Genomic DNA, 19,440 nt, shown 5'->3' with positions numbered 1-19,440 from the left:
GGCCTTTTGCTGTCATGCGCTTCAGAAATCCCAGCGCGTCGTCACCATCACATTGCGCGGGTCACCGTAATACGCCGAGTCATAGAACCCGATATTGGTGAAGTATTTCTTGTCGAACAGGTTGTTGACGTTAAGCGTGGCCGACAGGTTTTTCGTCAGTTGATAGCGCGCCATCACGTCCACCAGCCAGTACGGGTCCTGGGTGAATTTTTCCGAACGACCGCCGCCCGGATAACCCCAGTTGCGTACGGTTTGCCAGCCCGCGCTCTGCCAGCGTGTGCCACCACCGAGCGTGAGTTTGTCCAGGCTGCCTTGGAGTTTGTAGCTGGTGTAGAGGGTGACCTGATCCTCGGGCTCCCAGGTCGCTACTTTTTTGCCATCGGCATCACGCGCAATCTTGTGGGTATAGCCCGCCTGCAACTGCCAGCCTGGAGCCAGTTCGCCGGAGATTTCCGCTTCGTAACCTTTGGTTTTGCTCTCGGTGCCCATGTACGAATAGTCGACGGCCGGCTGGGAGTTCCAGGCGGTATCGGCGATCGGGCGATTGGTCTCGTGCACTTCGAAGTAGGCGAGGCTGGCGTTCAGGCGGCCATCGAAGAATTCGCCCTTGAGGCCGATCTCGTAGTTTTTGCCTTCGTCCGGTTCAAGCATGGTGTTGGTGCGGTCGCGGTATTGGGTTTGCGGCTTGAAGATTTCGGTGTAGCTGGCGTAGGCGGTGAGGTTTTCGTTGAGGTCGTACGTCAGGCCGGCGTACGGCACGACCTTACCGCTTTCTTCGGTGTCGCTGGTGCCGGTGACTTGATAGTTGGCCACCCGCGTGCCCAGCAACAGGTGCATCGCGTCGGTCAGGCTGAAGCGCCCGGTGACGTAGGTGCCGGTCTGGCGCGTGATTTCATCGCTGAACCGGGAAGCCTTGCCCCACGCCGGTTCAATGGCTTCACCGTGCCAGTTGTAAAAGTCATAGGAATTGTTGAAGTAGACAGGGTTACGGTAGTCCTTGCCCTTCCACCGGGAGCTCGACACGGACTGCCCGATCACCAATTCGTGCTCACGCCCGAACAGGTCAAACGGCCCCGACGCGTAAACATCCAGGCTGTCGCTGGTGGTGTCACCGGTGTATTTGGCCGCATAGATCGAACTGGCGGTGGCGGAGTCCTGGGAGATGTAGCCCAGCGGCGCGTCATAGCCATTGACCTGATGGTTGTACTGGCCTTTGGTGACCCAGCCGTTGTCGAAATTGTGTTCCAGGGTGGCGAACACGGTGTGGCTGTATTGTTGCCATGAACCCCACTTGGGCCCGTTGTTGAACGAGCGCGGCAGGTCAAGTTTGTTGCCGGTGGCGTCGAAGATGGTGCGGGTGCCGGTCCAGCTGGAACCTTTGGGGTCGCTGTCCTGGTAGTCGGCGCCCAGGGTCAGCAGGGTGTCCGGGGTCAGGTCGACTTCGAGGATGCCGTAGAGCACGCTGGTCTTGCGTGAGTAGTGATCGAGGAACGACTTTCTGTCCTGGTATGCCGCCACCGCGCGGCCACGCACGTTGCCGGTGTCGGTCAGGGGGCCGCTGACGTCGACCTGGGAACGGTAGTTATCCCAGGAGCCCGCGCCCAGTTCGATGCTGCTTTTGAACTCGGAGGTCGGTTTCTTGCGGATCAGGTTGATGGTGCCGCCCGGGCCACCGGCACCGGTGAGCAGGCCGGTGGCGCCCTTGAGCACTTCGACGCGGTCGTAGATCGCCATGTCAGTCATGGTCTGGCCTGCCGAGTATTGGGCGTCGCGCAGGGTCGGAATGCCGTCGTACTGGAAGTTCTCGATGGAGAAACCACGCGAGTAATAGTTGGTGCGCTCGGTGTCATAGGTCGACACGGTGATGCCTGGCGTGTGGCGCATTACGTCATCGATGGAGTTGAGGCCGAAGTCATCCATGACCTGGCGGGTGACCACCGAGATCGATTGTGGTGTTTCCCGTGGTGTCAGTACCAGGCGCGTGGACGTGGCGATGGTGCCCGGGGTATACGAGCCCGTGCCTTCGGTGACCGTGCCGAGTTGGTTGGCGCTGACTTGGGTGGTCTGCAACTCCACCTTGCCGTCCTGGGACAACGGCTTGGCGACCACGCGATAGCCGCCTTGCTCGCGCTCCGCCTGTAAACCCGCCGGGCTCAACAGGCGCTCCAGGCCTTCGTCCACCGAGAAATTACCTTTGAGCCCTTTGCTCTGAATGCCGGCTGCCAGCGCCGAATCAATGCCGATCATCACGCCCGCTTGCTGCCCAAAGGCCCCCAACACACGGTCCAGGCTATCGGGCGAAATGTCATACGCACGAGGTTGGGATTGTTGCTGGGTAGGCGCCGCAGTGGCGGCCATGATGCTGTGGCTTGCGGTTGCCACCGATAAACCGAGGATAACGGTGCGCAAAGCGCTGACGCGGCTGAGCATAAAGACTGTCCTGTCATGAAAGGGTTGGGTGGACGCTTTTTTCTGCGTCTTACCTGTCTTGATGCTCGAGATGGGAAAACCTGCCACGCGGTGAACACTATTTTTCGGTCAGGCGGGCACGACGGTCGCCAGGTAGCCAAACACCCGCTGCACGCGCACGGGCAACACCTTGGCCAGCAGGTCGAGGCTGGCTTCGGGCTGGTCCAGCGAGAACGAACCTGACACCTGCAAACTCGCCACCGCAGGGTCGCAGCGCAGCACGCCACGCCGGTAGCGGTCGAGTTCTTCGAGTACTGCGCCGAGCGGCATGCGCTCGGCGATCAACAGGCCTTGGGTCCAGGCGTCGGCGGTGGATGGCACGGCTGCTGGCTGACTGCTCTGAAGACGATTGAAGATCAATTGCTGGCCGATACCGAGTTGCGTGCCGGCACCGTGCAACGGCTCGACAGAGGCGCTGCCCGAGAGCATCTGCACCCGCGTACCCTGCAGGCGAAGCAGGTCATGGCTGATGATGATCTGTGAGAATGCCGCAGGCCGTACCCAGCCATTGGCAGTCTGGACCGCAATGTCGGCGCGCGTGCCTGTGGTCAACAGCAGCCGACCGAGGTTCAGCGCCAAGTGGGCGCCACGGATATCCACAGCGGTGCGCGTATCCAACTGCAATTCCCCGGCATTGGCCAGGCGCAGGTGCCGTCTCTCCCCGGTAGCGGTGTGGTAATCGCTGAACAGCTCCGGCAACAGCGCCCGCTCGCGCACACTCAGGCCAACGGCGGTGGCCACGCTCAGGCAGGCGAGGCCCTTGAGCACGGTGCGCCGCGACGGAACACTGCGTGCGCGCAACAATTGTCGAGCGCTGGGGGCCGGCAATGTGTGTGTGTTGAGGCGCATGTCACGGCTGAGCCCGGCAAGGCGCTGCCAGGCCAATTCATGTTGTGGGTTATCGTTGCGCCACTGCTGGCAAGCCTGCTGCTCGGCGGCGCCGCAGGTGCCCGATTGCAGTGCGACCATCCAGTTCAGCGCCTGGTCCAACACGTGCTCGTCCAGAGGCTGATTATTGGCGGGCTTGAACCGGTTCATGCCGCGTAAACCGCCAGGTAGCAATGGCGATAGGCTTTAAGCATGGCTTTTTGCACCACATTCACGCTGAGGTCCATGCGCTCGGCGATCTGTGGATAAGTCAGGCCATCCAACTGGGACAGCAGGAAGATCTCGCGCACCTTGCTGCCCAACCCATCCAGCACCTGGCCGACGGCGTCCAACGCTTCAAGCACCAGCAAACGGGTTTCCGGCGACGGCATGTGTTCGGGCTCCAGGATCATCAGCGACTGTTCATACGCTCGCTCCAACGCCTGGCGACGGAAGTACTGCCCGCATAAACGGCTGGCGACAGTCGTAAGGTAGGCTCGCGGCTCACGAAAAACCGGCACGCTGCCGCTGCTCAGGATCCGCACGAAGGTGTCCTGCGCCAAGTCCAGGGCCTGCTCTTGCCCACCCAGCTTGCGCCGCAACAACTGCACCACCCAGCTGTGGTGCTGGGCGTAGAGTTCGCCCACAACCTGATGGGCAGAAGAAGATGAGGCCATCGGTGCAATATCCAGGGGACGGCTAAGGAAAGTCACACATGATAATACTTCTCATTAGAGACGGGTTAGGAGTTTCTGTCTTACCTGAAGAATGCTGCGAGCTGTTGCAAGTCACCGATATGGACTACACCCGCTTACTCAAGCAGCCAGAAAAGTCCTGCATGTTGGCGCGCCGTGGATGAACTGGCGCGAACTCGGTTGCTCGAATAGTCTTCAGAGGACTGCTCGTCTGCCGAAGATTGAACGCAATCACTCAAGCCCCCAGACTCCAGCACGCCCATTCACGAATAAGGAGGCCCTTCATGCAAAGCACTGTCTCGCCCAGCCCCCTTGTGGGCGTCGGCCTCTATACCCCCAGTGAAGCCTCCCTTTACACCGGTATCCCCGCCGCAGATATTCGTAGATGGCTATTCGGTTACAGTTCCAACGGCATTCATCATCCCGGCCTTTGGCAATCAGAACTGATGGATGTGAACGAATACATGTTGAGCTTCCATGACCTGCTTGAAATTCGCTTCGTGCACGCCTTTCGTCAACACGGCGTGAGCCTGCAAGCCATTCGCAACGCCTCCCGACAAGCCTCAGAGCTGTTCGGTCAAGCCTACCCGTTCACCTGCAAGCGCTTCCAAACAGATGGTCGCAGCATCTTTGCGACTGTTCTGGATGAGACAGGCGACGAGACACTGCTGGACCTGATTAAAAAACAATACGCGTTCAAGCACGTCATCAGCCCATCGTTGTACGAGGGGATCGACTACACCGGCAAAGGCTCGGCCCAACGCTGGTACCCAGTCAAACGCAGCAAGATCGTCGTACTGGACCCCGCCAGGAATTTTGGAAAGCCGGTACTGACTGGAGCGGGTATCGACACCGCAACGCTGTTTAACGCCTATGAGGCGGAAGGAAACGACACAAAACGTATTGCCCTGCTATACGAGATCCCACCCTCCGCTGTAAGAGCCGCTATCGAGTTCGAGCAAAGGCGCGCGGCTTGAATTTCCTTCTGGACCACAACCTGCCACCTGCACTGGCGCGAGCATTGAATGAATTTTCAAAAGTCCATGAGCATGGCGTAGTTCCGCTCAGGGATAAATTCCCCCAGAACGCAAGTGATGCTTCCTGGATATCAGTGCTTCGCGATGAAGGTGATTGGGTGGTTATCTCTCAAGACCGCTTTACCAAAGGGCATGCAGAAAAACAGGCATTTCGAGACTGCGGGCTCCCCATTTTCTGTCTGGCGAAACACTGGAATAACGAGACCTATTGGAACAAGGCGCACAATCTCGTGCGATGGTGGCCGGCCATCATGAATCAATCAGCGTTGATAAGAGGAGCAGCCGCATTCAGCGTGCCATGGCGTTTTTCTGCGCCCGGGAAATTTGATCAGATAAAAATGTAAGCCTGCAACGCAAAACAGTCCCTATCTGGAATCCCCCCCCACTTACGATTACCCTGCTCCCCTCTATCAGACACCCGGAAGTCCGATACCCGTGTTCAAGCCACTCGCCATCCTCACCCTTGCCTGCTCCCCTCTGCTTGCAAACGCCGCCGACCTGGCCGGTGTCTGGACCGGCACCTTGGGCAAGTCCGCGATCACCGCCTGTTTCAACGGTGCCCACGGTGCCAATGGCAGTTACTACTACCAACGCATCCTGACGCCCATTCAGCTCACTCAAGCCAACGCCAGTGAGCCGTGGGCCGAGGAAGGGCAAACCGGCTTCTGGCAGTTGGATGAGCCGCAGGGCGACACGCTGACCGGCATCTGGAGCAAAACCCTCGGCGGTAAAAGCCTGGCGCTGATGCTCAAACGCGCGGACACCGACGGTTGTGCCAGCGATGCCTATAACAATGCGCTTGAAGCCGTGCCACCCGCGGTAACGGTCGAGCGAAAAACCTTCGCCGAACACGCCTATCAAGTGAAGACCCAAGGGGGTCAGGTCATCCTGAAACTTGAAGGCGAAGGGGCCGCCATCGACAAGATCAACCGCGAGCTCGCGCGCATGGCCATCAACCCGGACGGCCAGACCGATTTCTACAGGGAGCGGCGCAACTCACTGGACCAGAGCGGCGGCACCACCACCAGCGAGATCGCGGTAGAGCCGTTCTACTGGTCATCGCAATGGATCACCGTGCGGTTCTATCGCTGGTCGGCGGGCTACGGGCGCGGGGGCATCAGCTGGGGCCTACACAGTTGGAACCTGCAAACCGGTGAAAAGGTCGACCCCTGGACGTGGTTGGGCGGCCATGAGCAATGGGACACGCCCTACTCGGGCCAGGTCAAGTTGCCGGCCGCTTTCAGCAGCTGGCTGGCCAGGCAGACCACCACGGACGAAGGGTGCCCGGCCGTGACCAGTTATTCCTCGTTCGACTTGAGCTTCAACACCCAGGGCCTGCAACTGTCGACGCCCGCCCAAGGCGATGGCTGCGATAACGAACTGAGCTTTACCTGGGAGCAATTGGAGCCTGTGCTGACCCCGGAAGGTAAAGCCGCACTGCCCAGCTTGATGGCGCCGTGACCTACCTTACAAAAAACCCACATTCGTTCACGAAATATTCAGAAACGCCGACGGATACTAGCCCATTGCAATGACCGTTCCCCCGGACGGTCCTCCTGCCCTGGTAGCCACACTCCATGACGCGTCCCGCTCCCCTGCTGTTCCTGCTTGCTGGTCTGTTGTTCTTCTTTGCCCTGGGTAACCACGAGCTGCAAGGCTCCACCGAAGCCCGCGTGGCCGGGATCGCCATGGCCATGCACCTGGACAATAACTGGGTGGTGCCCCAGTTGTTCCGTGAACCTTTCCTGGAAAAACCACCCCTGAGCCTGTGGATCGATGCCGGGGCGATTCGCCTGTTTGGCGGCACCACCTGGGCGGTGCGCCTGGCTTCGGCATTTGCCGGGTTGTTCAGCGTGATGCTGCTTTACACAATGCTGCGCAAGTTCGGTCGGCCGCAGACGCTGGCGTTCAGCGCGGCCTTGATGCTGGCGACCATGGCCAGTTATTGGAGCAATGCGCGCGGTGTGGGTGAAGATTCGCTGCTCACCCTCGGCGTAACCACCGCGCTGCTGGCGTTCTACCAGGCCGTGCGACACGATCGCCAAGGTTCAAGCACAGGCGCCTGGGCACTGTTTACCGCAGGGATGGTGATCGCCACCCTCAGCAAAGGCGTACTGGGCCTGGCGATGCCGGGCATTGTGATTTTTGTGTACCTGGCCAGTACCAGCGTCATGGACAAGCGCCTGCGCCTTGGCGACTGGCTCAAGCCCGCGCTGTTCACCTTGGTGGCGCTGGTGCCACTGGTGATCTGGCTGGGCTTCCTGTTCCAGCGTGGCGGCATGCAAGCGGTGGCCGAAGTGTTGCTGACCAACAGCGTCGGCCGGTTCAGCGGTTCGTTTGTCGAGGCCGGGCATTACGAGCCGTTCTACTACTACATCGCCAAGCTGCCGGAGGCATTCCTGCCCTGGAACATCCTGGTGTACCTGGGCCTGTGGCACTTCCGTAAAACCCTGGTGCGCAACCGCTACCACCTGTTCTTCAGCGTCTGGCTGGTGGCGCAGTTCACCCTGCTGACCCTGGCCTCGAGCAAACGCACGGTGTACCTGATGGCACTCGCGCCAGCCGCCGCCGTCCTGGCCGCGGAGTATGCACGAGTGCTGCTGGATTGGCTGAAAGCCCATAAACCTGCGCTCTACACACATCACAAAACCATCGTGGGTGGCGTTTTCACCCTGGCCATAGGCTGCTACCTGATCGCCGCGTTCTGGTTTGCGCCCAAAGCGGACGTGCGCCAGTCGTTCGTCCCGGTGATCAGCCAGGTTCAGGCGTTCAAGGATGAAGGCAAGGAAGTGGTGCTGTTCCAGCCCAACGAGCGCATCGCCGGGGCCAGCGTGTTCTATCTGCAGGCCTACTTGCCGATCCTGAAGACCGAGGCCGAGCTGCACAGCTACCTCGGCGCCAAGCCCGGCAACGTTGCGCTGCTGGACCACACCGATGACCTGGCGACCCCGGTGAAGGTGATCAAGCAAATGTCGATCAATCGCCAGCCTTACTACTTCGTGGAGCAGTAAGGCCGGCGCGGGGCATCAGTGCTTGGTGACCTTGTCCAGGTAACCCATGGCAAACGCCGAGATCACGAAGGTCATGTGGATGATCACGTACCACATCAGATGCTGCGGATCGACGTTCTTGGCGTCCATGAAGATGCGCAGCAAGTGGATGGACGAGATCGCCACGATGGAGGCCGCCACTTTCATCTTCAGCGATGAAGAATCCATGGTGCCCAGCCAGTTGAGCTTCTCTTTGTTTTCATCGATATCCAGCTGCGAGACGAAGTTCTCGTAGCCGGAAATCATCACCATCACCAGCAAGCCGCCAACCAGGGCCATGTCGATCAACGACAGCAGCACCAGGATCAGCTCCGACTCGGCCATCGAGAACACGCTCGGCAGCAGGTGAATCACTTCCTGGAAGAATTTCAGCGCCAGCGCCAGCAGCCCCAGGGACAAGCCGAAATAGATCGGCGCCAGCAGCCAGCGCGAGGCGTACATAGCATTTTCGATAAAGCGTTCCATTGAATCTCACACAGCTTGGCTAGAAATGGCGGCGAGTATACCAGCCGCTATAAGACACCTGTCACCACGAGAAAACTGACCTGTGCGGCATCTGTAAGAGAATTTTTCTGCTAGTGTCGAGCCCAATAACAACTCGGCTCAATGACGTCGGACAGGAAAAACTCAGATGATGGATGTGCGATCCCCTTTGGCCAGTATCGGCCTGTGCGCGGCATTGCTGCTGGCTGGCGGCTGCTCCCCCAGCGACGAGCAGAAGCAGACCACCCTCGAAGAGAAAACCGCAAAGTTCGAACACTCCCTGGACAGCATCCAGGACCCCAAGCTGCGTGACGCCGTCGCCGACCTGGGCGGTTCGCTGCTGCTGCTGGAGCGGGCGCGGGTCAAGCTCGCCAGCAAACCCATCGAAGCCGAGTACGGCGAAGACACCCTGGCCCTGCTCAAGCACTACCCCACGCCCCAGGCGCTGGTGGACACCTATATCAATGGCCTGTTCGTGCTGCGCAAGACCTCCCACTCCGACTACCTGACCGACTTGCAGCCGGTGTTCCCGTTCAGCTTCAACATGCCTGACCAGTTCCCCTTCCCCCATGGCCTGGAGTGGCAGTCGGTGACCTTGAGCAACAACAAGGTCATCCCCTTCCAGCCGGAATGGTCGGAAACCGATCCGGGCATCCAACTGAGCCCCAGCAGCTCCAACCTGACCAACCCCGACGACCTGACGGTGACCTACCCGTTCATCGACGGCATAGAGACGGAAAACAAGAGCCAGCCTCAGCCCGTCAGTCTCAAGGGCACGGTGGAAGTGGTCGCGCCGGGCAAGGTGTTGACCTTTGACCTGTCGAAAAAAGACGTGGGCCACAAACGCACCGAGGGCAACATCACCCTCAACCTGCTGCTCCTGGAAAAAAACTACGCCGAGATCGAGCTGACCAACAGTCAACCGCTGGCGCCTGAAGTCGGCGACGAATCGCCCAACCCACTACTGGTACAGGCACGCGACAGTACCGGGCAATTACTTACCCGCTCCGGCTCGATCAACGAAAGCAGCGCCCAGGTGGCGTTCTATGAGAAACAACTGGCCGAGATGCAAAAGCAGAAGGCCTGGTCGGAGGCGTTCGAAAAACAGCTCACCGATGAGCAAAAAGCCTTCGAACACAAACAAAGCAGCCATTACGCCAAGGTGTATTTCAATGGCGTGATCGACAACCTGCAGGTCAACGTACTGGACTTTTCCACCGCCACCCGCACGCGCAAAGACCTCGACCTGCCCGTGATGCGCTTCGACAAGAACAGCCTGCAGAACAGCGTCCAGGCCCTGCCGATGCCGGTCACCGTGTATGACGACGGCGCCGCCAGCTGGCTCAAAGACGCGGGCATGACCGAGGACCAGTTGAAAAACAGCGTCACCATCAGCCAGTCGGTTGAAGACGCCAGCGCCGCACACATCGTGTTCGACCACCCGTTCACCTTCAATGACGACCTGGTGGGCAGCGAGCGCAACAGCAGCGAGTCGCCAGTGACCTTCTTCACTGCCGACGAAAAAGGCGAGCGCGGTGAGCCGATCGAACTGCCGGCCGAGGCGTTTGAATTGAACCCGGCACGCGGCACCCTGACCTACGACCTGAACCTGTTCCCGGAAAACCCGGCGTATGTGGTGGGCTCGATCCCGCTGTTCCTGGCGACCATCGACAAAGCCGAGATCGACGTGGCCAAGCTGCCCAAGGGGCTGTCGCTCAAGGACAACGCGCTGATCGTCGACCAGAAGGAGTTCCCCGCCGACAGCTGGCGCTTCTACGCCAAGGACGCCAGCGGCAACTACCTCAAGGAAATCCTCGGCGTCAGCCACCGTGCCGAGGAGTACGGCACGGCGCTGTTTGACGTGCATTACTTCTACGGCCAGCCGACCGCCCTGGAAAGCTACCAGCGCACCGACCTGAGCACCGTGCAATACGGTTTCGAGGTCAAGCTGGACAAGCCCGAGGGCAAATAGCGATCAGTGCTGGGTGTCACCATTGAGCTGTCGCAGATGGGCCTGCATGTGCAGGCACCAGATCTGCGGGTCACCCGCTTTCTCGTAACCGTGCTGGGTCAGGCTGTCCACGATGGACTCCAGAATATTTTCCGCGACGAAGGGCCCGGGGAACGGGCCTTGGGACTTGATAGTGGAAGGCTGTTCACCGGTCATTCCGGCGGCAAACAACAAGGTCCACATCCCGTTATCCCCCGCGAGAGGGCGAATGGAACATTCAATACGGGTGACCAGGCCAAAGCACTGGCGGGTAAGGCAAAGGTTGCGCGGCATGGCGGCGACCCTCGGTAGATCGGTGTTCAACCTGCGCCTGGGGCGAGGCTGTTTCTATCCCGCGACTCCTGTGGATATCCCTTGAGCATAGAATAGAAGAAAACCACGACAAACCAAGGTTGTAGGGACCAACGGGCGTTGGCCCTACAGCCGCGCCAAATTTGTGACGGTTTTACTGGTCATGTGGTGAGGGGCTTGTTGTGGCTATGGGGCTTGTTGTGGCGAGCGGGCTCCTGTGGTGAGCGGGCTTGCCCCGCGTTGGGTGGCGCAGCCGCCCTAATCCAGTCGCCGCGTTCTTCCAGACAGAACTCAGTTGTCTGGTTTTGGGGCCGCTTCGCAGCCCAACGCGGGGCAAGCCCGCTCACCACAACAAGCCCGCTCACCACAGGAGCCCGCCCAGCCCAATAAGCCACTACGCCGTCAGGTGGGCTTGGCTTGCGCCAACGCCTCCTGCGCCAACTCCTTTTCCGCCTCCTTCAGGTCATCCTCGCTGATCATCTCGGCAATCGCGCGCAACCGCTCTACCACACGCGCATTCACCGTGCCCTCCGGGAACTGCCCTTCGGCATCCGGCTCACCGGCAGGCTCGCCCACCAACAGGCTCAACGCCTCGTCCGCCTGGCGCACGGCATAGATATGGAACTGCCCGGCACGCACGGCCTGCAGCACCTTCTCATCGAGCATCAACGTGGCGACGTTGGCCTGGGGAATGATCGCACCCTGTTCACCAGTCAAACCGCGCGCTTCGCACAGGCGGAAGAAGCCTTCGATCTTCTCGTTGACCCCACCCACCGCCTGCACTTCACCAAACTGGTTGATGGAGCCGGTGATGGCGAAGCATTGCTTGAGCGGGGTTTTCGACAAGGCCGAGATCAAGGTGCACGCCTCGCCAAGGGAGGCGCTGTCGCCGTCCACATAACCGTAGGACTGCTCCAGCGCGATACTCGCCGAGATCGCCAGCGGGAATTCTTGGGCATAACGGCTGCCCAGGTAACCGGTGAGGATCATCACGCCCTTGGAGTGGATCGGCTGGCCGAGGTTGACCTCACGCTCGATGTCGACAATGCCGCTGCCGCCCGGGTACACCGTGGCGGAAATCCGCGCCGGCACGCCAAAGGCCGAGTCACCGACTTCCAGCACCGTCAGCCCGTTGCACTTGCCCACCGCTGCACCGGCAGTGTCGATCAGGATCACCCCGGCGAGCATGTCGTCGAGAATCCGCGCCGACACCCGCCCAGTGCGCGTGGCCTTGGCCTTGAGGGCGCGCTCGATATGCCCGGCATCGGTCATTTCGTCGCCCGCCAGGTGGCGAATGAAGTCTGCCTCGCTGACCAGTTGGAACAAGTCACCAATGCGCGCCGACAAGCGCCCCTGGTGCTCCGCCAACCGTGCGCTGTAAGTCGCCAACCGCGCCACCGCGTCCGAAGTCAGCGGCGCCATGCCTTCTTCCGACGTGCGAGTTTTCAGCAATTGGGCGAACTGCTCCAGGCTTTCGTCGACCATCGGGATGTCTTCGTCGAAGTCCACCAGTACGCGGAACATCTCCTGAAAGTCCGGATCGGCATCCTGCAACGCGTAGTACAACTGGCGCGAACCGATGATGATCACCTTGACCTGCAACGGGATCATCTGCGGGTTGAGCGTCACGGTGGCCAGGCGGCCCAGCTCGCCCAGCGGCGATTCCATCTTCAACTTGCGCGATTGCAGGGAGCGCTTGAGAGCGTCCCACACGAACGGCTCGCTGAGCATTTTTTCGGCTTCAAGAATCAGGAAACCGCCGTTGGCACGGTGCAACGCGCCGGGGCGCAGCTGGCGATAGGTGGTGTAGAGCGCGCCCTGGTCGGTGCTGTATTCGATCCGGCCGAACAGGTTGTCGTAGGTCGGGTGCGGTTCGAACACCACCGGGGCGCCACCGTTGACCGGATGGCCGACCACCAGGCTAGGGCAGTACTGCTCTTCGAGCAGCTTGCGCGCCTGGGCATCGGTCTTGGCGTCGTCCACCAATTGCTCGACCACGGTCTTGAGCAAGTACACCTGCATGGCTTGCAGGTAACCGCAAACGCCTGCGTTTTCCGCGTACTTTTCCGACAGTGGTGCAAGCAAAGGCTGCAGGGCCAGGGTGATGGTTTCTTCGTTGAACTGGCGCAGTTGGTTGTTCGACTCACGTTTCCACTGCGGCAGGCTGGCCAGCTCTTCGTTGAGGCGCTCTTCCAGCTCGGAAATATCCGTGTGGAACCGCTCGCGGTCGGCTTCCGGCAGCTGCGAGAACTCAGCTTCGTCCAACGCCTTGCCGTCGAGCATCGGCGTGAAGGCAATGTTGGAGCTGTCGCGGTACAGCGCCACATCCTTTTCCAGGGCCAGGCGTTCGATCACGTCCAGGGCCTTGTCGTAGCGCTGGTTGAAGGCGCGGTCGATGGCGCTCTTGCGCTGTTGATACGTCGGGTGTTCGAAGGCCGCCGGGAAGGTGGCTGCGAGGTTGTCGATCAAACCGTTGATGTCGTTGATGAACGCCGCCGCTGCGCCGCCGGGCAATTCCAGGGCGCGGGGTTCGCGAGGCTCATCAAAATTATTCACGTAGACCCAATCAGCCGGGGTCTGCAGGCGTTTGCCTTCGGCCTTCAGGTAGCGTTTGACGAACGAAAAGCGGCCGGTGCCCGGCTCGCCCATGACAAACACATTGTAACCGGGGCGCGGCATGGCCACACCGAACTGCAACGCTTCAACCGCACGTTCCTGGCCAAGCACACCGCGAAAGGGCTCCAAATCATTAGTGGTCGAGAAGCTGAACTGTTCAGCGGAGAAGGGGCGAGTCAGCGCTTCGGGCGCTAGACGCAAGCTGGCAGCAACAGGATCAGGCATCGGGCTTCCTTACATCAGGCGGGGCAGATGACGGCATTCTGGCTCCCGGTTACGCGCTCTGGCAAGGCGCGCCTGTGGGAAAGCATAGACACGGGATGCGTCCCGCAAAAAAATCGCGACATCGCGGATTGTTTTATAAAAATGCACGGAACCCTTGGAACGTGCCTAAACTCCAAACTGCGCGGGTTGGACTAATAACTGGCCCCTAGGGCGCTGCGAAGCGCCTGAACCCTTGTCCATTGGTTTGCACACAAAGAGAACAAAGCTATGAAACGGATCCTTCTCGGTACTCTCTTCACCGTCGTCTCCCTCAATGCAATGGCAGAAGCACCAGGTGGCCCGAACTGCGGTTGGGGCAACATGTTGTTCGAAGGCCAGCGCGGCACTCCAGCTCACTTCCTGGCTTCCACCACCAACGGTACTTCGGGTAACGCCACTTTCGGCATGACCTCGGGCACCAACGGTTGCAGCACCAACAGCGCCCTGACTTACGGCGGCAAATCGTGGATTGCCATGAATGGCATGATGAACGAGCTGTCCGAAGACATGGCCAAGGGTAATGGCGAAGCACTGACCACCTACGCCGTGGTACTGGGCGTGGCGCCGGAAGATCGCGAGCACTTCGCGGCCGTGACCCACGAGCACTTCCAGCAGATCTTCAGCAAGGCTGACGTGACCGCTGACGACGTGCACAACAACACCATTGCTGTACTGAAAAGCGATGCCCGTCTGGCGAAATACGCTACCCAGGCTTAAGCTCGTGCAGCCCGCGCCTGCTTAAGGCGCGGGTTTTATTTTTGGGCCCGCCTCCCCTTTGGGTCTCTCTTATTTCCGACTTAAGTTGCCCCTATGCTCAAACGCTTTGCCTGGATGGCACTCTTTGCCTGCGCCCCGCTGTACGCGGCCCCGCATCTTGATGATCAACGTTTGCAGCAATTGGCCAACGATCCGTTCTGGCTGTCCCTCGGCCATTATGAAGCCGGCAAAATCAGTGGCTGGCGCAGCTATGTCAGCGACAAGAAATTCTTCCTCGCACCCGATGGCGCCCACCACCCGGACGCCGAGCTCAAGGCCACCGTTGACGCGCTCTACGCGCCCGCCAGCCTGGGTCAAAAGCACGCCCAATGCGTTTACCCCGCACGGACCCGCTGGCTCAAGGATCAGTTGCACCTCACTGACCTGCCTGCCGTGGACTGCACCGAATTCAAGCAATGGTTCAAGGACGTCGCCCCGCACAGCGCAGTGATGATCTTCCCGGCGGCCTACCTCAACAGCCCGTCGTCGATGTTTGGCCACACCCTGCTGCGCATCGACCAGGCCGACGTGCAAAGCAACAACACCGCCCTGCTCAGCTATGCGATCAACTTCGGCGCCTATATCGAAGGCTCCGACAACAGCATTCTCTACGCCTGGAAAGGCCTGATGGGCGGCTACCCCGGCCTGTTCGCCCTAGTGCCTTACCAGGAAAAACTCTCCGAATACCGCAGCCTTGAGAATCGCGACCTGTGGGAGTACCGCCTGAACCTCACCCAGGTCGAGACCGAGCGCATGGTCGAGCACGTGTGGGAACTCAAGCAGATCCAGTTCGACTACTTCTTCTTCGACGAAAACTGCTCCTATCGCCTGCTCGAACTGCTGCAAGTGGCACGCCCCGGCCTGCGCCTGACCGAACAGTTTCCGCTGACCGCCATCCCGACCGACACGGTCAAGGCCGTCAAGGATGCGGGCCTGGTGGAAAGGATCGACTACCGCCCGTCCCGCGAACGCGAGCTGTTGGAGCGCGCCAAGCCGCTGGACAGCGACGAACAGCAGTGGGTGTTGAAGGTCAGCGATGACCAGAAGCAGCTGCAGGAGCCTGCGTTCAAGGCCATCGCGAAAGACCGCCAGGCCCTGATCATCGACGCCGCCTACCGCCTCGGCCGCTACCGCGCCAATGGCCTGGAGCGCGACACCGCGCGCTCCCAACGCAGCTTCGAACTGCTGCGCGCAATCAACCAGAACCCGGCGCCCGACCTCAAGATCACCCCGCCCGGCCTGCCGGAAAACGGCCATGAGTCGCGCACCTGGCAAGCCGGCATCGGCACCCGTGGCGACAAGGCCTTCGGCGAATACGGCCTGCGCATGGCCTACCACGACCTCAACGACAACGCCGAAGGTTTCCCCCTCGGCGCACAGATCGAAATCCTGCAGATGAAACTGCGCCAGTACGAAGGCAACCACTGGCAACTGCAGCAACTGGACCTGGCCACCATCCGCTCCCTGACCCCACGCAACGCCCTGTTGCAGCCGTGGTCCTGGCAAGTCACTGGGGGCCTTGAACGCGTGCCCGGCAAACACGACGACGAAACCCTGGTCGCCCACGTCAACGGCGGCGCCGGCGGTACCTGGCAGTTGAGCGACGACATGCTCGGCTTCGCCCTCGGCACCGTGCGCGTGGAGCACAACAACGACTTCAGCGAAGCCATCTCCCCGGCAGCCGGGTTCAACACCGGCGTGCTGTGGAAGAACCCACTGGGCAACCTGAGCCTGGAAGCCAAGGGCGACTTCTTCACCAATGGCGAAGTGCGCCGCAGCATCAGCCTGAACCAACAGTGGGAATTGTCGCGCAACCTCGGCCTGCGTTTGAGCGCCCAGCGCGAGTACAGCCACCTATCGACCCCAGTGAATGAAGTGATGCTTGAAGTGAAGTGGTATCACTACTGACTAAAGCCTGGCCGGGATCAACATGTGGGAGGGGGCTTGCCCCCGATAGCAGTGCATCAGTCACGTATCCATCGACTGACACGCCGTCATCGGAGGCAAGCCTCCTCCCACATTGGGTCCGCGTCTATTCAGTTCCCTCTAAAAGGAGCCCCACCAACATGGCCGTTAACTGCACCAGCCTCGAAGAAATCCGCACCCATATCGACCGCCTCGACCAGCAGATCGTCACCCTGCTGGCCGAACGTGGTGCCTACGTCTCCCAGGCTGCACGCTTCAAGAAAGACACGGACAGCGTCAAGGCACCACAACGGGTTGAACAGGTAATCGCCAAGGTACGGGAGATATCCCAGGCCGTGGGCGCCAATCCCGAGGTCACCGAGAAGGTGTATCGCGCGATGATTGCGGCGTTCATCCAGCAGGAATTGGCGGAGCATGCTGCGCTCACGGAAACTCGCTAAGAATTACCCCATTTATTCGCCTACACAGCAAACTCATAAGCCATCCTCAAGCCACTGATTACTAAGCAGGAAATCTCGCGGGATTTTTTAGCTTTTTTGAATCATCGAAAACTTGCTCCGACGAAGCCTCGCTTTATGGAGATTTGTGTCTAGTCTCGGGTAGCAGTCAAATTGCCACCACCTCTATACACGGATCTGAATAGGTAAGAGGCTTACTATGGAATTTTTCGAAAAGCTCACCAGTCTGGCCGCCAAGGTTCGGTTGCAAGGCCCGGCCATTCAAACAGAAGAAGCGACCAAGAATGCTTTTGTAATGCCGTTTATCAACACGGTGCTGGGTTATGACGTGTTTGATCCGCAAGAAGTGACGCCTGAGTTTGTCTGCGATGTCGGGACGAAGAAAGGTGAAAAAATCGACTACGCCATCATGAAAGACGGCGAAGTTCAGATACTCATTGAATGCAAAAAAATCGGCGAGTCACTGAACATCAATCATGCCTCGCAGCTATTTCGGTATTTTCATGTCACCAGCGCAAGAATCTCAATTCTCACCAACGGTCAGGTCTATCGGTTTTTTACTGATCTGGACGCACCTAACAAGATGGACGAAAAGCCATTTCTAGAGCTGGACCTGCTGGACATTGATGAGTATTCCGTACCGGAGTTGATAAAGCTGACAAAGTCAGCCTTCGACGTCGATTCAATCATTAACGCTGCGGGAGAGCTGAAATATGTCAGCCAGCTCAAGAAGCTGATTGGCGCTCAAGTCAGCAAGCCGGAAGACGACTTCGTAAAATTCTTCGCCTCCCGCGTTTACGAAGGCGTGATCACGCAGAAAGTCCGTGAGCAGTTTTTCGAACTGACACGAAAAGCCTTGGCTCAGTTTCTGAATGACCAAATCAATGATCGACTCAAGTCAGCCATGAGCGGCGTAATTCAACCAACGATAGCTTCATTGACTGTCACGAACAGCGCGAATACGGATCTTCAGGAACGAGACGAATCGGAAGACAAGATCCTGACGACGCTTGAGGAACTGGAGGGTTATCACATCGTTCGCGCTGTCGTACGCTCCGTTGTCGATGCCAAACGAATCGTTCAACGCGATACCCAGAGCTATTTTGGGATATTACTGGACGACAACAATCGCAAGCCTATCTGCCGTCTTCACTTCAATCGCAGCCAAAAATACCTTGGGATATTCGACGAGGAAAAAAATGAAACCCGGCACGCCATTTCATCCATTGATGAGATTTACGAATACGCGGATCAACTGAAAAAAACCGTGGGTTATTACGACTGAAAGCCGCACCGGAATATTTTCAGCCGTCGATAACCCTGTGGTGAGCGGGCTTGCCCCGCTCACCACAGAAGCAAATTCACCTCTTAAGTTGCAGATGTTATCGCCTGGGTCAGGTCATCCACTACGGCTTTGCCCATCTCACACAGATAGTGCGCGGCCCAGGCGTATTGCTCGCCACGCACATCCATTGCGGCTTCCATGGCGAGCTTCTTGGAATAAAAAAGCAAAGTGGAGGCGTGCTCCAGCGCTTCCTCAATCGGCATGCCGGAATTGACACGAAACAGCGGTTTTTCGTTTTCGCCGTAGTCGCCGAAAGTGACGACGCCGAGTGTGGTGATTGCGGACAAGGGTGGATCAGGGACGACTTTGCTCATGATGATTGCTCTCTTATGAAGTCGAGCCACCAGATCACATCGCTAAACATGAAGATGGTGGCAGCTGTGTGCAGGTTAGCGATCCGGGTCTGAGAGCACCCCGGGTAGACTCAAAGGTCTCCCGCACACAGCCGCCATAAAACGCTAAAAGCTGACAGATGCCAGCTAATACTATTGGGAGCGGTGCCACTCTTGAGGCTCGGATCGCTAAACCCGGCCGCTGATATGCAGCGACCCGAAGAGGCTAATGATCCAAACGGTACGGCACAATAGGCCAGAGATTCTCTAGGAAACGTCCTGCAATTTAAAGGGAATCGTCATTGATGGCCCTTTACCCCAACACCTTTCTCACCATCCTTTCACACCGCCCCAACAAACCCCTGACTAGACTTCCCCTATCAGCCGTGAAACGGCCAGGGAGTACGCCATGTGGCGGTCTGCGGTAATGCTGTGTGCAGTGGTGTTGTTGGCGGGTTGCCAGTCGACCCATCAGGAGTTGTTGGCCAAGGGTTACCCACCGGCGTTTGCCGATGGTTTTGATGACGGTTGCAGCAGCGGTCGCCAGGCGGCCGGGGTGATCAGCGGGGAGTTTCGCAAGAACGTGCCGCGTTATCTCAAGGACCGTGAATACGCCGAGGGCTGGGAGGATGGTTTTCGCCAGTGCAAGGCCATGCGCGAGAACGAAGACCTGCGCGACTACAAGGACAATCACTGGGACGACCGCGAACGCGCCTGGCAGCATGAGAAAGACCGCGACGCCGCCAGGGCCTATCGTTCGCAGTAGGTAGCGGACGCAGAGCGTGCAGGGCAGCATTCCCACGCAGAGCATGGGAACGATTGCGCGGCGATGATGGCCCA

At 59.2% G+C, this 19,440-nt stretch carries 17 protein-coding genes; 10 read left to right on the top strand and 7 right to left on the bottom strand.

Going from position 1 to position 19,440, the window contains the following annotated elements:
* Positions 1–21 precede the first annotated feature (21 nt).
* The 3 genes from NL123_RS04320 to NL123_RS04310 form a co-directional block, all read right to left on the bottom strand.
* Positions 22–2,430, bottom strand: a complete 2,409-nt coding sequence (locus NL123_RS04320; RefSeq protein ID WP_494357283.1) for a TonB-dependent siderophore receptor — start codon at positions 2,428–2,430, stop codon at positions 22–24.
* A gap of 108 nt (positions 2,431–2,538) precedes the next feature.
* A complete protein-coding gene (locus NL123_RS04315; protein ID WP_494357282.1) occupies positions 2,539–3,507 on the bottom strand; it encodes a DUF4880 domain-containing protein in 969 nt (322 codons plus the stop codon).
* The gene (locus NL123_RS04310; protein ID WP_494357281.1) at positions 3,504–4,013 is read right to left on the bottom strand and encodes a sigma-70 family RNA polymerase sigma factor; all 510 of its coding nucleotides are present in this window, start codon (positions 4,011–4,013) and stop codon (positions 3,504–3,506) included. Before NL123_RS04310 ends, NL123_RS04315 begins: the two co-directional genes overlap by 4 nt.
* Positions 4,014–4,315: 302 nt before the next feature.
* On the opposite strand from NL123_RS04310, the gene NL123_RS04305 reads away from it, so the two are divergent.
* The 4 genes from NL123_RS04305 (at position 4,316) to NL123_RS04290 (ending at position 8,079) form a co-directional block, all read left to right on the top strand.
* Entirely contained in the window at positions 4,316–5,008 is a 693-nt protein-coding gene (locus NL123_RS04305; RefSeq protein WP_494357280.1) for a DUF433 domain-containing protein, read from the top strand.
* Positions 5,005–5,412, top strand: a complete 408-nt coding sequence (locus NL123_RS04300) for a PIN-like domain-containing protein (RefSeq protein WP_494357279.1) — start codon at positions 5,005–5,007, stop codon at positions 5,410–5,412. The genes NL123_RS04305 and NL123_RS04300 overlap by 4 nt, the downstream gene beginning before the upstream one ends.
* A 91-nt stretch (positions 5,413–5,503) precedes the next feature.
* Entirely contained in the window at positions 5,504–6,529 is a 1,026-nt protein-coding gene (locus NL123_RS04295; protein WP_494357278.1) for a hypothetical protein, read from the top strand.
* A gap of 116 nt (positions 6,530–6,645) precedes the next feature.
* Positions 6,646–8,079: an ArnT family glycosyltransferase gene (locus NL123_RS04290; RefSeq protein ID WP_494357277.1), complete on the top strand. Its 1,434-nt coding sequence runs from the start codon at positions 6,646–6,648 to the stop codon at positions 8,077–8,079.
* A gap of 15 nt (positions 8,080–8,094) precedes the next feature.
* Here the strand turns inward: NL123_RS04290 and NL123_RS04285 are convergent, their stop codons facing one another.
* The gene (locus NL123_RS04285) at positions 8,095–8,583 is read right to left on the bottom strand and encodes a TIGR00645 family protein (protein WP_017253710.1); all 489 of its coding nucleotides are present in this window, start codon (positions 8,581–8,583) and stop codon (positions 8,095–8,097) included.
* A gap of 166 nt (positions 8,584–8,749) precedes the next feature.
* On the opposite strand from NL123_RS04285, the gene NL123_RS04280 reads away from it, so the two are divergent.
* Positions 8,750–10,573, top strand: a complete 1,824-nt coding sequence (locus NL123_RS04280) for a hypothetical protein (RefSeq protein ID WP_494357276.1) — start codon at positions 8,750–8,752, stop codon at positions 10,571–10,573.
* Between the two features lie 3 nt (positions 10,574–10,576).
* Here the strand turns inward: NL123_RS04280 and NL123_RS04275 are convergent, their stop codons facing one another.
* Together NL123_RS04275 and NL123_RS04270 are read right to left on the bottom strand one after the other, a co-directional pair.
* Positions 10,577–10,885 carry a PA4575 family protein gene (locus tag NL123_RS04275; protein ID WP_494357275.1) on the bottom strand — a complete coding sequence of 103 codons (309 nt, stop codon included), beginning with the start codon at positions 10,883–10,885 and terminating at the stop codon, positions 10,577–10,579.
* A gap of 420 nt (positions 10,886–11,305) precedes the next feature.
* Positions 11,306–13,744, bottom strand: coding sequence for a Lon protease family protein (locus NL123_RS04270; protein ID WP_248484664.1), 2,439 nt, complete (start codon positions 13,742–13,744; stop codon positions 11,306–11,308).
* 267 nt (positions 13,745–14,011) lie between these two features.
* Between NL123_RS04270 and NL123_RS04265 the strand changes: the two genes are divergently transcribed.
* From NL123_RS04265 to NL123_RS04250, 4 genes are all read left to right on the top strand, one after another.
* On the top strand, positions 14,012–14,500 hold the full coding sequence (locus tag NL123_RS04265; protein ID WP_015885974.1) for a DUF3015 domain-containing protein: 489 nt from the start codon (positions 14,012–14,014) through the stop codon (positions 14,498–14,500).
* Between the two features lie 93 nt (positions 14,501–14,593).
* On the top strand, positions 14,594–16,447 hold the full coding sequence (locus tag NL123_RS04260; RefSeq protein WP_248484666.1) for an Lnb N-terminal periplasmic domain-containing protein: 1,854 nt from the start codon (positions 14,594–14,596) through the stop codon (positions 16,445–16,447).
* Between the two features lie 158 nt (positions 16,448–16,605).
* Positions 16,606–16,905: a chorismate mutase gene (locus NL123_RS04255; protein ID WP_494357274.1), complete on the top strand. Its 300-nt coding sequence runs from the start codon at positions 16,606–16,608 to the stop codon at positions 16,903–16,905.
* Between the two features lie 217 nt (positions 16,906–17,122).
* A complete protein-coding gene (locus tag NL123_RS04250) occupies positions 17,123–18,208 on the top strand; it encodes a type I restriction endonuclease (RefSeq protein WP_494357273.1) in 1,086 nt (361 codons plus the stop codon).
* An 83-nt stretch (positions 18,209–18,291) separates the two neighbouring features.
* On the opposite strand, the gene NL123_RS04245 is transcribed toward NL123_RS04250, so the two are convergent.
* Complete coding sequence (locus NL123_RS04245) at positions 18,292–18,582, bottom strand: DUF3077 domain-containing protein (RefSeq protein WP_494357272.1); 291 nt, start codon at positions 18,580–18,582, stop codon at positions 18,292–18,294.
* Between the two features lie 427 nt (positions 18,583–19,009).
* Here NL123_RS04245 and NL123_RS04240 point away from each other — a divergent pair, with 427 nt between their 5' ends.
* Positions 19,010–19,366, top strand: coding sequence for a hypothetical protein (locus NL123_RS04240; RefSeq protein WP_058427696.1), 357 nt, complete (start codon positions 19,010–19,012; stop codon positions 19,364–19,366).
* Positions 19,367–19,440 lie beyond the last annotated feature (74 nt).

It is taken from the genome of Pseudomonas sp. FBCC-B1565 (assembly GCF_059133265.1).
Note: the sequence above shows the minus strand (reverse complement) of the source record. Positions and strands in the feature narration are given on the sequence as shown.